Origin of the sequence: Clostridium sp. (genome assembly GCF_036646415.1) — a bacterium.
Classification (GTDB): domain Bacteria; phylum Bacillota; class Clostridia; order Clostridiales; family Clostridiaceae; genus Clostridium_J.
Map to the genome: position 1 here is coordinate 21,680 of NZ_JAVXMF010000024.1, position 16,185 is coordinate 37,864.

Here is a 16,185-nt window from a genome sequence, read left to right on the forward strand (position 1 = left end):
AAAAAGTAGTTTCCTAATTAAATAGTACGTCATTTTAAAATATGTTACAATATGGATAAAGTGTATAATTTTAATATTTTTTTAAATTGTAAAGGATATTTAATAAATTGGGGTTTGAGTTTATAAATAAAGAAGAGCATTTTTATGATATGCATGATAGATGGGAAGATAAATTGAACTATATACTGAGGAATCCAAAATGACATTTTCATAGATAGACTTTTATACCTTCTAAATTTTTTCTATATTTTTGTAACGAAACATCTTTAATCCAGTCTCATATATGTGAGGAGGTGAGAATGTGTCTGATTTTGAGAACATCTACAATGAATATTTCCGAGATGTTTACTTATTTGTGTTGTCTTTAAGTCGAAATGAAACAGTTGCAGAGGAAATTACACAAGAAACCTTTTTTAAAGCTTTGAAAAGCATTGACAATTTTAAAGGTAATTGTAAAGTTAGTGTTTGGCTTTGTCAAATTGCAAAAAATACTTACTTTTCCTACATGGATAAGCAAAAGCGGCTCCAACCTAATGATATATATGAAAAAGTAATCGACAATAGCATTGACGAAAGGATATTAAATAAAGAAGACTCTTTCCGTATTCATAAGGTATTACATTCCTTATATGAGCCGTACAAAGAGGTGTTTACCTTACGAGTGTTCGGAGAGTTATCCTTTGCCCAAATAAGCCAGCTTTTTGGGAGAACGGAAAGCTGGGCAAGAGTCACCTTCCATCGTGCTAAACAAAAAATACAGAGCTTGCTAAAGGAGGAGTAAAAATGAGCAAAGTATCATGCGAAATTATTAAAGACTTATTGCCATTGTATTATGATAAGGTGTGCAGCGATGAGAGCAATAAAATGGTTGAGGAACATCTTGACGAGTGCAGTAGCTGCAAAAGTGAATTGAGCAAAATTAATGATGTTATCGAATTGCCTAAAGAAATTGCAGAAAAAAATTGTAGTGATAGTAATGTGATAAAAACTATAGCAGATTCATGGAATCGCTCAAAAGTAAAAGCCTTTGTCATAGGGACAATCGGCGCTGCTGTAGTATTTACAGTTTTGTTTTTGGGATTGTTTAAATGGAACATTATAAGTGTTCCTACTGATGTAGTAAAGATATCAGATGTTTCTATTATGGCAGATGGTCGAATTGCATATCATTTTAAACTAACAGATTGTTATGATTTAAATAGGGTTAAGTATGAAATGGACGATGACGGAAATTTTTATCAAATGCCTTTACGTCCAATAATTAAGACGAAGATAAAGACGAATATAAATTCAATTAATAATCAACTAGACTATAATGATTTTTTTAGTATCGAATCTCAAGAAATGAATAATAATGGTGCAGAAATTAAGGCGTTGTATTACGGAACCCCCAAAGACAATATACTGATTTGGGAAAAAGGAATGAATTTGCCTAAGGCAAGTGAGGAAGTTGAAGCAGAGTTAAATATTAGTCCTGGGCAAGATCGTAAATAAATGCTCATGCAACTTGTATTTTAAGATAATAAGGAGGCTTCATTAATGGATTTTAAAATAGCAATTGTACAGAAAAAAGTTGAATCTAATAATCTACAATCGAATACGGATAAAGGTATTGAATGTGTAAAAAAAGCTAAGCAAATGGGGGCTGACATTGTATTGTTTCCAGAGTGTTGGATAAATGGCTATGACTTTCCAGATATTGATGAAAAACAACCATTAGAAATTCTAAAAAATGATCCACTTTATAGAGAATGGTGTAGTAGAGCATTAGATGAAAACAGTAAATACATACAAGAGTTCTGTAATATTGCACAAAAATTAAATATAGGCGTGGTAACTACATGTTTTACACAAGGAGAAAGTAAACCACAGAATACAGCCTTTGTAATTGATAAAAATGGTAATATAATTATGAAATATAGTAAAGTCCATACTTGTGATTTCAGCTGTGAAAGATTACTTGAAAGTGGAAATGAATTTAAAGTTTGTGATTTTCATGGTGTTAAGCTAGGAATAATGATTTGCTACGATAGAGAATATCCAGAAAGTGCAAGAATTCTCATGTTAAAGGGAGCAGAACTGATTTTAGTGCCAAATGATTGCGGGGAAATGCCTGCAAGAGTGCAAGCTTTATCTACAAGGGCTTATGAAAATATGACAGGTGTAATAATGGCAAATCCTCCAGGGGAAAATGCTGGTTGCTCTTGTGCATATAGTCCAATTACATGGGATAAGCATGGTATCCCTATCAATAACACAATTGTCCTAGCAGATAGTATGACAGATGATATTTTTATTGCTGAATATAATATGGATGAGTTACGGGATTACCGTAATAATGAAATGATGGGTAATACATTTCGCAAAGTAAAAGCTTATACTGAATTGTTGAACAAAGAAATAAATAAACCTTTTATACGTGAATGATGAATTTAAAATTAAGATCTTAAAATACTAGTGTTTTAGAAAATCCCATAGTTATATATGATATAATCTTATTAAATAAAGGGAAAACTTAAACTAAAGTAGATAAGTTAGATAATTACCTAAATAATAGTTACTTGGGGTGATAGTAATAATGAACAAATTAGATTTAAGTGCATTAGTTAATAAATACTCAAAAGATGATAAATCATATTTTAGTGGTTTACTTATGCATAAAGATACTGAAGTTGCTATTATAGAAGATAATAAACTAGCTAAGGTTATAAATAAATCATTATTACCAATAATAATGTTAAATGAAAATATAGGTTCTTTTGATATATGGTTACAAACTAGAGTTATTGATACCCACAGAGCTAACTCTAGACATGTAAGACGTAGGCTAAATGTTAGAAGCGAAGTTCCAAATGAAATAGTTGTAAAATCCAGAGCCGTTAGTATAACTGACAGCTATTGGTTAAAATGGACTAGTGAAAATTTAACATATAATGATGTCAGAAGCAAATTATCAGATGGATTAAATACAATTGCTCTTTATGGAAATTCAGAAGATATTACATTTAATGATACTGATTTAACTCCGGAGCTAACTAACATAGGAAGCTTTGAAAAGTGTTGGAAGCTTATAGACGGAACTTGGTTCATGATTAAAAAGGCAACCTATAAAGAAAATTTCGCTGAGGTATTAATATCTAAAATAGCTATACATTTGGGATTTAATGCCATAGCATACGAACCTTTAGATAATGGTAGATTAGTAAAATGCAAAGATTTCACTAATAATGCAGAGGTAGACTTTGAACCAATGTTTTCTTTCGTAAGGGACTATTGGGATATTGATGACTCCATAGAAATAATAAATCAATTAGGATTCATAAATGAATTTTTAGACATACCTTATATGGATGCTCTGTGCTATAACATTGATAGACATACATATAATTTTGGTATTATAAGAAAAGATGGAGAACCTATTAGCTTAGCTCCTAATTTTGATAATAATCTTGGTTTATCAGGGGTGTTAAATGATAAAGGATTAGAAAAAACATGGTATTCAACCACCTTTACTAGACAGAGTTATATCCCTATTTTAAGTGCGTATAATTACAAAGCACCACAGATTAATTGGGAAGAAATAAAAGTGATAATAGACGAAACCTTGAAGGACTTCCCAACATTAATGGAAGAGGAAGGTTTTAATGAAGTTGTGTTTAATATCATTAAAAATAATTATAATGAATTAGAAAAAGTATTATAAGATTACAATCAATTTAATATTTAGGCTATATTTTAGAAAAGTGCTGAAAATGGACAATAAATTAGAGGGTTATATTAAACCCTTTAATTTATTTACATTGTAACACTTTTTCATTTTCTACAGCTTCCAATGAATTCTTAACTAATATTATATATTGAAAATAATCCGTTGTTACTGACTTCATATCATATGGAATAAAATAACTACTTAATTTGGTGTCCAATGTTTTTAAATAAGGAGATTTCTTATCATTAAGTTTAATTATTGAATTATCATACTTAATATGATTCTGGATAATATTACTTTTATTATAACTGGTATAACCTTGAGTAGTGCCCTTATCATTAAACTCACATTTTTCATATAAAATTTCTAAAGTTAGCACACTTATTTTATTATCTTCATTAACAAGTGTAGCAAAAGGTTTAACCCCTTCTGCGGTTTGTGACTTTGCATAAGTATGAGCTCCTCCTAATTGTCCAAAATACTTTCCATCATTATAATTTTTATATATTTTTTTAAAATTATAATACATTAAATTATCTCTATTAATAAATAAGGTCTGAAATACTTCATTTAATGTCATATTTGAATCTTCAAAATCACTATAATAATATGTGCTATATACAGAATCTAAAATACCAAAGAAATCCATGCTATTTTCTTTATCTAGAGTTTTTTCATAATAACTTTTGTAGTTATATATTCCTTCATATAAGTTCATAAATGAATTCTTGATTTCTAAATATTCCATAGTGGAAGCATTCATATTACTACTCAATTCAACCATATTTTCTTGAATTTTTACCAACTTTTCAAGATGTGCTTGGCTTGTACTATCTAATTTCATCTTTGAAAATTCCTCTATTAAATAATCAACGCTCAGTTTTGTTGACCCCGAATCTATACCTATAACTCTAATTTTATCTTTTTCATCTAAGTTTGAGTTAATCTTATATAGTTCTTTTAGGAATTCATAATCCTCTTCATTAGGTAATTCCACATTTTCTAAATATGTTTCATCTCCTGAATTTAGATATTTGTTTGTGTAAACACTTGTTATATAGGGATACTCAATTAATAGGTATTTTAAATCATGTTCCGCTTTAATATAATTCAAGAATTTCATTTTAATATCATAGTTTGCTTTAGTCCCATGCATTTCACCTATGAGAATCAAATCAGATTTTTTAATATCTGAATTTATAAATTCAAACTCTGAAAAATCATTAGTATCAATTAGATTTAAAGGTTTTATATTTTTACTTAAATAAGAATCGTAATCTTCGCTTGTTATTTCCTTATTTTCGCACCCAATAAAAAATGCACTTATAACTATAAGCAAGATTATTATATAATTTCTTACCTTCATTTTTATACCTCCATATTGACTATTCATTTAACCTTATTAGTTTTTTATTAAGCATTTTTTACATTATTTTCACTTATATTAAATATAATATCACCTGAACAGTTTTCACATAGCCCCAATAACATATTACACATAGTTAACTTTATCCCTTCTTTTTTTGGTCACATTTTCCATAATATTGTTTGAACAAAAAACTTCATCAATGACAAATTAGCTTTCCTTATTTATCAAAAACAAATACTCAATCTTTCCTATCTTATTTACCCTTAAATCCAACTCTTCACTTCTAATTCTCCCTAACATGTAATATAATGGTTATAAAATCAAATCTCAAAGGAGACTTAAGTATGTTACCATTTATATTTTTCACACTGATGCTTATATCTTTAGGACTCTTAATACATTTCAGTAATAATCCTAAAGGACATTTAAAGCATATCTTTAAAACAACTACCAGTATCTTATTTATCTTAATATCTATATCTAGTTATGCTATTTCACATGAAAATTTCAATTACTTTATCTTTATATTGCTAGCATTAATTATGTCTTTATCAGGAGATGTATTCTTAGCTTTTACTAATGGAAATATATCAAGTACTAACAAACCATTTATATTTGGAGTAGGTAGCTTTTCTATTGCTCATATTTTCTTTTCCATTGCCTTTATTGTTCTAGTTCCTATATCAACAAGTCATATGTTACTATTTTTAGTGTTATCAATAATATCAATTATTGTACTTAAATCAGTTAAAGGTTTCAGCTTTAAAGGTACCTTCCCACTGGTAGCTGCATATAGCATTATAATCAGTTTTATGGTGTCTAGAGCCTTCGCTATACTGCCTTTATTTGAAACAAATAATCTAGGTACTATACTTATAGCTGTTGGAACCACCTTATTCTTTTTATCCGACTTAATATTATCCTTTGTATATTTCTACAAAAAATGTCCTCCCTATATGTCAACTCTTAATTTACTGACTTATTATATAGGACAAGGACTCATAGCATTAAGTCTTATTACTAAATTTGCTGTGTAGCCATAATAATATTCATTGGTTTAAAACATAACTAATAATAAAAGAGTCTAATAACTAAATTGTTATAGACTCTTTCTTATTTCTTGCATGTTATATTCCAAATTATAATGTTTCTATTATACTCTATTAAGTATATATCCTTATTTTCTTTATTCTATTTCTATCTATGCGTTCTATTATAAACTTATAATTATTATACTCTATTTCTTCATTGATATTAGGAAATCGCTCTAGTATACCTATTATAAAACCACCTATAGAGTCAAACTCCTCTGATTCTATCTTGGTACCTAACAGTTCATTTATATCCTCTATTCTCACATTTCCATCTACTATGTACTCATCCTCTTTTACAACATATATCTCGGGATCTGCATCATCATATTCATCACTAATGTCCCCAACTATTTCTTCTATTAAGTCCTCAATGGTTACAATACCTACAGTTCCACCATATTCGTCTAATACAATAACCATATGTTGTCTTTGCTTATTCATATCTTTAAAAAGCTCAGTAGCCTTTCTAAATTCATAGGTATATGTAATCTCTCTCATGTAGTCCTTCAAAGTGAAAGTACTTGTATCTTCTATAAATAATATATCCTTAACATTTAGTATTCCTACTATATTGTCAATGGTATCTAAATATACTGGCAATCTAGAAAAACCCTCTTCTTTAGCTACGGAAAGCACCCAATCTAAGCTATCATCTATATCTAATGCTGTTATATCAACCCTTTGTACCATAACATCTTTTACATATAGATCTCCAAATTGAAATACATTATGTATCATCTCTTTTTCTTCAAACTTTAGTATTCCTTCCTCTTCACTTACATCCACAATAGTTTTTAGCTCATCCTCTGTTATAAATGGTTTATTACCATGAATTTTTCCCCCAAATAATTTGATAAAGAAGTTAGATGTCTTTATAGCTAAAATAACCACTGGTTTAAATATCTTTTCTATTATAAGTATTGGTTTTGCAACTGCTAAAGATATCTTTTCAGAATTCTGTGATGCTAAGGTTTTTGGAATTATTTCGCCAAAAATTAGTACTATTATAGTCATAAGCATCGTACTTACAGCTACACCTTTACTTCCAATGAGATCTATTGCTATCACTGTAGCTAAGGATGAGGATGCTATATTTACAATATTATTTCCAACTAACACTGAGGCAAGTAGATTACTTGGGTCATCTATTAACTTTTTAATATTTGTTGCACCATTAACCTTTTCATCTACCATGTGTCTAACTCTTATTTTACTAATAGACATTAAAGATGTTTCTGAAGCCGAGAAAAAACTTGATGATAGTATTAATAGTATCAATACTATAACTTGTATATATAATATAGAACCCAATGTTATCCACTCCTTCTTTTATATGTCCTTGTTTGACCTATTCCAGAAACAAGATCATGAGTAGTTACAGATACGTCTCCATTCTTATGATAAGTTTCATGATAAACATATTTTCCATCCTTCATTATTGTACCCCCAAATAATTAAAATCTCTCATCAGCTTTACCCTATTTTAACACTTCTATACTTATTACTACAATATTACATGTCCGCTATAAAAATAACACTAATAACGTCTTAACCCTCATACCTATCGTCGTGTTTTGCCATGTTAAGTAAACGGCCTTGATACTCATATAAATTCAAAAGAAAAAGCACTAACCCTTCAAAGATTAGTGTTTTCTCTTAAAACTCGTTTAATTTATATTTCTATTTGCATAAATCAATAATTACCTGAGTAAATATTTTAGCACTAAGCATAAGTTCATCGATTACTGCAAACTCATCATCGCCATGAAGATGATTATCAGTTCCAGGCATTGTACAGCCAAAAGCTACACCATTTTTAAGATGATGTACATAGGTTCCACCACCAATTGCTATACACTTTCCTTCTTTACCGCTATAGCTTTCATAGCATTTTAAAAGGGTTTGTATAAACTCTGAATTCGCATCTACATGATGGGCTTCATATATATCATTACCTTCTAGAGTAATACTTTCCTTTTTCATATTATCCATTAAAACATCACGTAAATTTTTATTAGTTGCACAGATTGGAGCTCTACAATCAAAAGTTCCATTTAACATAGTAGTAGTGTATTCAAAAATATCAAAGGCCATAGTTAATTCACCTGATATCTCATCACTCATTCTTACACCACAAGCTGTACCATTAAAATCACCATGAGGGAATAATTTATTAACAGAAGATAATCTCTTAAATCCTTCGCTAGCTGCAAATGGCATACTAACTAATAATTCTATCATTCCTGTAAGCGCATTGTTTCCATTCTGAGGAGTAGATGCATGGGCACCTGCACCCTTTGCATTTATAATCCACTTGCTATCTTCTTCATGAGCTGTGAATATCATTCCTATTTTCTTACCTATAGCTTCACAATATTTATTAACTTCCTCTTGGCTAAATCCTTCTATTATTGCAGTTGCACTATCTGGAACAACATTTACCTTCACTCCACTTTTCATAGATAAGATTCTTGGAAGAGTTTTATCTTCATCGAAGGTAGCTTCAAAAGTACTTTTTAACCCACCCTTTTCAATATTAATAACAGGGAAATCTGCATCTGGAGAAAAAGTCATAGGTGCCTCTTCCTCTTTTTTATAATAGTATTCAATATCAGAACTTCCACACTCTTCATCTGTTCCTAAAATAAGACGTACATTCTTACTAAGTGGTATACCCAAATCTTTAACTGCCTTCATTGCATATAAAGCCACAATAGCAGGACCCTTATCATCTGATGATCCTCTTCCATATAATCTTCCATCCTTTATAAGTGGCTCAAAAGGTTTTGTAACTGTCCAATTATCACTAACGGGTACTACATCTAAATGTGCAAGGATATCAAGTTGTTTTTCCTTGTCATTAAAATCAATAGTTCCCACATAATTATCGTAATTCTTAGTTTTAAACCCCATTTCCTTGGCAATATTTAAAGCAGCTTCAAGAGCCTTAACAGTACCTTCTCCAAAAGGCATACCCTCCTTAGCTTCCTCACGCTCACTTCTTATCTTTACCATTTCACATATATCATCAAGTATTTTATCCTTATGTACCTCAAAATACTCTTCTATTTGTTTTTTATACATTTTCATTCCCCACTTTCTCATTTTTATAATAATTAATATATTATCATTTTAATCCTATTAAGAAATTATTTCCACCATATATATCAATTATTTCATGTTGTTACCATTAAAACCCCTTCAAACCCACCTGATGTCAACATCTAGTTAAATATATAAAATTACCTTCCTCATATGGTAAAAAAGAGATAGAATTCCTTCTACCTCTCTAAGTATTATTAACTTCAAAACTTATTATTACACTATCTTAGTCGCCCAATCATTACTATATACTACATTACTTTTATCTACTTATAAATTTTTTACAACACTATTTATAGTTTTTAATATATACTATTCATCTCTTTGCTATAAAATCTATTTATATCATGAAACTATATACAAATAAGTATCCATACTATTATCAACAGCCTCTGCTACTATTGTAATGAAATCACTTTTATCTCCAGTTGTACTAGCTTTCTCTAATGCTTTCATATATTCATCTCTATTCTCATTTTTTATAACAGTTATGGGATATCCATTTCTCATTAATATTAAATTCATAAGAAGTCTTGCACTTCTTCCATTACCATCAATAAAAGGATGTATATATACATATCTAAAATGAAATTCTGCCGCTAATTCTATGGGATGAAGTTTATCATTATTTTCTTTATACCACTGAACTAACTCTCTCATTTTTTCTTGAACTAAAAAATGTTCAACAGGTTTATGAGCATTACCACTTATTAAGACATTGGACCTTCTATACTCTCCTGAATTTTTATTATCAATACTTTTTAATATGATATAATGTAAATCTTTTATAACTCTTTCAGTTATATCTAAATCATTACTTACAATATCATTTATATAGTCAATAGCTTCCTTGTGATTTATTACCTCTAAATGTTCAATTAAACTCTTACCTTTTCCTATAGTAATTCCATCCTCTAAGATTACCTTTGTTTCTGTTATGGTTAGAGTATTTCCTTCTATAGCATTTGAGTTATATGTTAACTCTACATCAAAAAAACTTATTAGATTCTTTAGAGCTTCCACATCCAGCGGCCTCTTACCATCAAGAATAGCTTTTTTCTCGTCTATTTTTTTAAACATATTACAACCTCACAATTTAACTTATATTTTCAAACCTATAAGATTTTAATTTTATTACTCTCTCTTCACTCTAACTAATGGTCTTTTTACTTTTCCTCTTCATTAAACTGATCACATTTATATACATACTTCTATTATAGTCTATATTTCAAATTCTTCCCATATGTTTTTATTTTTAGCCGTATTATTGCAATTTAATAGCGTAATTATACTTATAACTCTTTATATGTTCAAATTTTTCAACTTTAACCTCTCCTGAATCTCCAACTGTAACAGTTATATAATCAAGCCCATCACTGTTATGTGGACCTATATACGAATCAACTTGAAGTTTTAATTTAAACTGGAAAGTTAGAATAATATTGAATATCAATGGAAATAAAAATAGCATTGATTTTGTGAATATCAATGCTATTTTTTCATTAACTTTTATGCTATTTTTGTGTTTTGAACCTCAAAACGGAAGCCATTAAGTTAAAACCTACACTTTTAACGTCAATCTTTTTTATGTGTCTTTTTACCATGTTTAGTTCCAGAATTATTTGTTTTCTTTTCCTTTTCTTGTTGACTTGCACAAGAACAATCATGTTTTTCACTCATAGCATTTATCCCTCCTAAAATAAAAATTTAATGGTGGTATTACTCTATTATTTTGTTCAATATAGAAATTATAATGCTATGAAATTAATAGCAAAAATTTAAAGCATAAAGCCATCAAAGATTTATGTCCATTATTTCTACATATCCGTTATCTATAAACTAATAAAGGTATAAATATTTCTATTTCAATTTCTATACTTATTAGCTTTTAACTTAACATTGAAATACCCTATTATTAGTACAAATGTAAATCCACCTAACCCAGCTGCGATTATATCTGTAGCAAAGTTAATTATTTCTATATTTATAAACTTTCCAAATGTAAATCTCCATAAAATTAATAATAATATAATACCTATTAAAGCAATTATACCTTTTATAATTTGACCACTAATATTTTGTTCTCTTATTGATATACTGCTTCTATCTGTATATATTTTTTCTATCCCTTCTTCTGCTCTTAAAAATAATATATGATCGCAATTTTTTATCAAATCCCAACCACTATCCTTTAGCAGTTGATTATACTCTTCAAATTCTTCCTTACTTAACTTTTGATAATCTATGCAATAATTATAATTATTAGGTTCACCTCTTTCTAATATATAAAATCCGCACTTCATATCTTTTAAATGCCACCCTTTCTTAGAATACTCTGTAAGCATTTTTTAAATCCTTCTCTTCTGAAAATGCAAGGCCGTTACTTAAAATATATTTTCTTTTTTTACTCATTATTTATCATCCTCCCCATTGAATTTAAAACATATTCTCCTTGTTTAGCCATCCTTATACGCCTTTGAATCTCATTTAATATAACTTTCTCCCCAGCTTCTGTTAGCTTATAAATTTTCTTTCTATCTTCAGCTTCTCCCACTGGCATTATAAACTCTTTTTTTTGCATCTTTTTAAGTGTTGTATACAAAGTTGCTGGACCTATTAAAAACTCACCTGCTGTCAGTTCTTCTAAGTATTTCATTATCCCATACCCATGTTTAGGTTCTAGCAAAGCTAGTAATATATAATAGCCTGAATCTGTTAGTTGATTTTCTTCACTTATTTTATTATTAATAGTCACTTATAAGTCTCCTTCATCATTAGTTTCATTAGCATCTTTTATCAATATAGATTTTGATAGCATAGATTCATTTATTCCATTTTTAACAGCCCACTTAATTACAAAATATAATGCTACAAAAACTATTATCCCAGTTCCCGAACTAATGCCTAATTCTTCCCACATAGTACACACATCCTTCTAAATTATATCAATAATTAATATATCCATTTATGATATATCACTTATTGATATAGTATTCTTTTTTCAATTAATTGTCAATACTTTCTAGATAGCTTTGCAAGTATTTAATTTATCACTTAAAACTCTAGCAACAAAAAAATGATAGATAACTTTAATAACAAGCTATCTATCATGAAATTATTATACTATCTTAGTTGTATAATAAAGAGTTCATAAGGTATTTAATTTCTACATACTGTATGATTCATCAATGAAAAAGTTTTTTATAAACTTCATTCAAAAATATAAATAGTGTTACTAAGCTATAGGTATTCCTTACTATACTCTTTCTCCTTACTTGTTTATAGTTCCTATAATTTATACCTTTATCTTTTTTTAATTCAGCTTTAGCTTTTATAACCCAAAATAAAAATATTACATATCCTCATACACATACTCACCTTCAATAAATGATGATTCTAATCCAAGCTGCTCAAAATAAGTACACATCTTTTGACATGCAAATTTTTCAGTAGAATAATGAGTACCACCCAAAACATTAATATAATTTCTTTTTTCAAGTTCATGTACTTCTGAAAATTTTGGATTATTTACAGAAACTCCTGTTATAAGAACATTAAGATCATCTTCTATCATATCATTAAAAGTTTCCTTACTATTCCCACCACCTGCTACAATGGCAACTCTGCCGTTCCTTATTGTGTTATCTCCATACTCATAAAGCTTTGTATCATGGCCCAAAACACTAGAAAAATTACAATTTAATTCCTCTACGGTTTTACACTTGGTTTTTCCAATTACTCCACTTAATGCTCCACAATATGACTTAAATGGCTTTTCAATCTCTATATTTAAGACATCTGCTAATGTTTTACTTGTTGAATATTCACCATAATTATCAAGTGGCACATGTAAAATATATATAGATATTTTGTTCTTTTTAAACTTTTCTAATAAGTCTTTATTCATCTGATAAAATGATTTCTTTCCTCTAATATCCCAAATGGAAGGATGATGCAAAAATAACATAGCATCTTTTGCATTTTCATTAATAATTCTCTGCATAACATCTTCCGTTGGAAATACTGAAGTATATACTTTATTAATTTCATTTGTAAAATCACATACTAAACCCATGCTTCTTTCTCTAAAGTTCATTGTAATATATTCATCAATTTCTCCCATGAACATTGCCCAATTATCACATAATTCTTTTGTAATAAAATCTCTCTCTAAATAATTATACAATTCAACAGCTTTCATAATTTATCCTCACAATAAGTTCCACAAATAAAGTTCACATATTTTACTTATAATTTTATTTTAATTTATTATTATCATAAGTATAGTCTATGCTACTTCCTACAAGTACATCTTCTATGTTTTCTATTATAAGCCAATCACCCATATTACTTTGTATTTTATACCATTTAAAACAATTATATCCTCTTAAGTGTTTTTATTCAATAAAAAGAGTTAGCTTTCACACTAACTCCTTAATAACTAGCTATACAATTTTAGTTGTCTTACTCAAGTAGTTTCAAATTATAGTTTATTTTCTATTTCTTCAATAGATGGTAATGTTCCTTTTAATTCTTCTGGAATACTTTCTAATAATTTGTACTCACTTACCCCTATAGGTTTTGTCATATCCTTTAATGAATACTCTGCAACTAACTTATTCTTTTCTTTGCAAAGAATAATTCCTATGGATGCATTATCTTTATCTGTCTTTAATATATCATCAACAGCTGAAAGATAAAAATTCAACTTACCAGCATATTCTGGTTTAAATTTCCCCGTTTTTAATTCAATAACAACATAACATCTCAGTTTTAAATTATAGAATAGTAAGTCTAAATAATAATCATCTCCACCAACTTGAAGTTTATATTGATTACCTATGAATGCAAAACCAGAACCTAATTCTAATAATAACTTTGTGACCTTCTTAACTAGTTGGTTTTCTATATCTCTTTCATTCATTTCTTCAGTCATAGTAATAAAATCAAATATATATGGATCTTTTAATGTATCTAATGCTAATTTATTGTTTGGAGCTTCTAGCTTATCCATAAAATTTGCTGTTTTTATCTCATTATTTTGTCTATCATATAGATTACTTTCTATTTGGTGTAATAATACATTTCTAGACCATCCATTTTCCATTGTCTTTTCTAAATACCATTGCCTAACTGTAATATCATTAATTTTATCCATTAATACAACATTATGAGACCATGGAATTTGTGCAACAACCTGTTGCACAAATTGAAAATCACTATATTCCTCTGCGAATTTCCTCATATACTTTAAATTTCTTGATGAAAACCCTTTTAAATCTGGAAATTCATTTTTGATTTCCTTTGAAATATTATCTATTACTTTAGCTCCCCAACCTTCTTTTTCTTGCGAACTCAATATTACTTTACCAATATTCCAATATAAAATTAAAAGTTCTTTATTCACAGCCAAAATAGCTTTTTGCTGTGAACCTCTTATTTTATCCTTTATTCCTTTTATCAAATTATTATATTCATTATTTTTATCTATACTCATACCTTCCCACCTTAATAATATCCTTCTCTTATATCTTTTACTATTATTTTAACATCTAAACAATTAAAGGGATAGAATTTCTTCTACCTCCTTAATTATTAATTACTCACACATTTGTTATTATACTATTTTTGTTGTCCAATCTTCGCACCTTTACGAGACCCTTATAATTTAAAAAAATTAATCAAGACTCTATATCTATTTAAAATTTATTTAATTACTTATTCTGAACAAAACCTTAATAAATATCCATTTAAATCTTTAACTAAAAATTCCTTTTGTAATATTATTTGTACATCTCCTAATGATAAAAAACTTGTAAAAAAGAGCTAGCTTTTACACTAACTCTTCTACAATATTTACTACACAATCTTAGTTGTCCAATCTTCACAATTCCATATTTCTGTTACTACATCTTTATAGAATTCAGGTTCATGACAAACAAGTAGTATTGTTCCTTTATATTCTTTTAATGCTCTTTTTAATTCTTCTTTTGCTTCTACATCTAGGTGGTTAGTAGGCTCGTCAAGGATTAGAATGTTAGTCTCTGTATTAAGTAGCTTTGCAAGTCTTACCTTTGCCGCTTCTCCTCCTGATAGAACCATTACCATACTTTCGATGTGCTTTGTAGTTAGTCCACATCTTGCTAGGGCTGCACGAACTTCATATTGAGTACAGCTAGGGAACTCTTTCCAATACTCTTCTATACAAGTATTCTTGTTTCCTGATGCACCTTCTTGTTCAAAGTATCCGATTTGTTGATAGTCTCCTAATGTTACTTCTCCATCTATAGGTTTTATTGCTCCCATAAGACTCTTAAGTAATGTTGTTTTTCCAAGTCCATTTGCTCCAACAAGGGCTACTTTTTGTCCTCTTTCCATAGCTATGTTAAGAGGCTTTGTTAGTGGAGTATCATATCCGATAACCAGGTCCTTAGTTTCAAAGATTACCTTTCCTGCTGCTCTTCCTACTTTAAAGTTAAACACTGGCTTTGGCTTTTCTTTAGAAATTTCTATTCTATCTATTTTATCAAGTTTCTTTTGTCTTGATTTAGCCATGTTAGAAGTTGCAACGTTAGCTTTATTTCTAGCTACGAAGTCCTCAAGCTTTGCAATCTCAGATTGTTGTCTTTCATAAGCTCTCTCTAGTTGTTCCTTCTTAGCTTCATATATTCTTCTAAACTCTTCGTAGTCTCCTACATATCTGCTTAACTTTCTATCCTCAACGTGATAAATAAGGTTAATTACAGAATTTAAGAAAGGTATATCGTGTGATATTAATACAAATGCATTTTCATAACTTTGCAGATATCTCTTAAGCCATTCTATATGAGATTCATCTAAGTAGTTTGTAGGCTCGTCTAGAAGTAATATATCTGGTGTTTCAAGTAGAAGTTTACTAAGTAAAACCTTAG

Annotated in this window: 16 protein-coding genes; 5 read left to right on the forward strand and 11 right to left on the reverse strand. The window is 28.8% G+C overall.

Annotated elements, in window-relative coordinates:
* The first annotated feature begins 301 nt into the window (after positions 1–301).
* The 4 genes from RSD37_RS13635 to RSD37_RS13650 all read left to right on the forward strand — a co-directional run bounded on the left by RSD37_RS13635 (position 302) and on the right by RSD37_RS13650 (position 3,703).
* A complete protein-coding gene (locus RSD37_RS13635; protein ID WP_346947294.1) occupies positions 302–781 on the forward strand; it encodes an RNA polymerase sigma factor in 480 nt (159 codons plus the stop codon).
* Positions 782–783: 2 nt separating this feature from the next.
* On the forward strand, positions 784–1,494 hold the full coding sequence (locus RSD37_RS13640) for a zf-HC2 domain-containing protein (protein WP_346947295.1): 711 nt from the start codon (positions 784–786) through the stop codon (positions 1,492–1,494).
* Between the two features lie 45 nt (positions 1,495–1,539).
* A complete protein-coding gene (locus RSD37_RS13645) occupies positions 1,540–2,427 on the forward strand; it encodes a carbon-nitrogen hydrolase family protein (RefSeq protein WP_346947296.1) in 888 nt (295 codons plus the stop codon).
* A gap of 151 nt (positions 2,428–2,578) precedes the next feature.
* Positions 2,579–3,703, forward strand: a complete 1,125-nt coding sequence (locus RSD37_RS13650) for a hypothetical protein (RefSeq protein ID WP_346947297.1) — start codon at positions 2,579–2,581, stop codon at positions 3,701–3,703.
* A gap of 88 nt (positions 3,704–3,791) precedes the next feature.
* On the opposite strand, the gene RSD37_RS13655 is transcribed toward RSD37_RS13650, so the two are convergent.
* Complete coding sequence (locus RSD37_RS13655; protein WP_346947298.1) at positions 3,792–5,075, reverse strand: hypothetical protein; 1,284 nt, start codon at positions 5,073–5,075, stop codon at positions 3,792–3,794.
* Positions 5,076–5,422: 347 nt separating this feature from the next.
* Between RSD37_RS13655 and RSD37_RS13660 the strand changes: the two genes are divergently transcribed.
* Positions 5,423–6,115 (forward strand): lysoplasmalogenase, encoded by a 693-nt coding sequence (locus RSD37_RS13660; protein ID WP_346947299.1) that lies wholly within the window; start codon positions 5,423–5,425, stop codon positions 6,113–6,115.
* A 126-nt stretch (positions 6,116–6,241) separates the two neighbouring features.
* On the opposite strand, the gene RSD37_RS13665 is transcribed toward RSD37_RS13660, so the two are convergent.
* The 10 genes from RSD37_RS13665 to RSD37_RS13710 form a co-directional block, all read right to left on the reverse strand.
* A complete protein-coding gene (locus tag RSD37_RS13665; RefSeq protein ID WP_346947300.1) occupies positions 6,242–7,483 on the reverse strand; it encodes a hemolysin family protein in 1,242 nt (413 codons plus the stop codon).
* Positions 7,484–7,485: 2 nt separating this feature from the next.
* Positions 7,486–7,608 carry a hypothetical protein gene (locus RSD37_RS13670; protein ID WP_346947301.1) on the reverse strand — a complete coding sequence of 41 codons (123 nt, stop codon included), beginning with the start codon at positions 7,606–7,608 and terminating at the stop codon, positions 7,486–7,488.
* A 244-nt stretch (positions 7,609–7,852) separates the two neighbouring features.
* Positions 7,853–9,256: a dipeptidase PepV gene (gene pepV / locus RSD37_RS13675; protein WP_346947302.1), complete on the reverse strand. Its 1,404-nt coding sequence runs from the start codon at positions 9,254–9,256 to the stop codon at positions 7,853–7,855.
* A 363-nt stretch (positions 9,257–9,619) separates the two neighbouring features.
* On the reverse strand, positions 9,620–10,354 hold the full coding sequence (locus tag RSD37_RS13680; protein ID WP_346947303.1) for a Fic family protein: 735 nt from the start codon (positions 10,352–10,354) through the stop codon (positions 9,620–9,622).
* Between the two features lie 785 nt (positions 10,355–11,139).
* Positions 11,140–11,619, reverse strand: coding sequence for a DUF2812 domain-containing protein (locus tag RSD37_RS13685; RefSeq protein ID WP_346947304.1), 480 nt, complete (start codon positions 11,617–11,619; stop codon positions 11,140–11,142).
* A gap of 59 nt (positions 11,620–11,678) precedes the next feature.
* Positions 11,679–12,029 carry a PadR family transcriptional regulator gene (locus tag RSD37_RS13690; RefSeq protein ID WP_346947305.1) on the reverse strand — a complete coding sequence of 117 codons (351 nt, stop codon included), beginning with the start codon at positions 12,027–12,029 and terminating at the stop codon, positions 11,679–11,681.
* Positions 12,030–12,194 carry a DUF6019 family protein gene (locus tag RSD37_RS13695; protein WP_346947306.1) on the reverse strand — a complete coding sequence of 55 codons (165 nt, stop codon included), beginning with the start codon at positions 12,192–12,194 and terminating at the stop codon, positions 12,030–12,032. It abuts the gene before it with no gap.
* 432 nt (positions 12,195–12,626) lie between these two features.
* Positions 12,627–13,475 carry a Nif3-like dinuclear metal center hexameric protein gene (locus tag RSD37_RS13700; RefSeq protein WP_346947307.1) on the reverse strand — a complete coding sequence of 283 codons (849 nt, stop codon included), beginning with the start codon at positions 13,473–13,475 and terminating at the stop codon, positions 12,627–12,629.
* A gap of 282 nt (positions 13,476–13,757) precedes the next feature.
* A complete protein-coding gene (locus RSD37_RS13705; RefSeq protein ID WP_346947308.1) occupies positions 13,758–14,771 on the reverse strand; it encodes a PDDEXK nuclease domain-containing protein in 1,014 nt (337 codons plus the stop codon).
* 362 nt (positions 14,772–15,133) lie between these two features.
* Positions 15,134–16,185 (reverse strand): ABC-F family ATP-binding cassette domain-containing protein (locus RSD37_RS13710; RefSeq protein WP_346947309.1); only part of this gene is annotated, 1,052 nt, incomplete at its 5' end.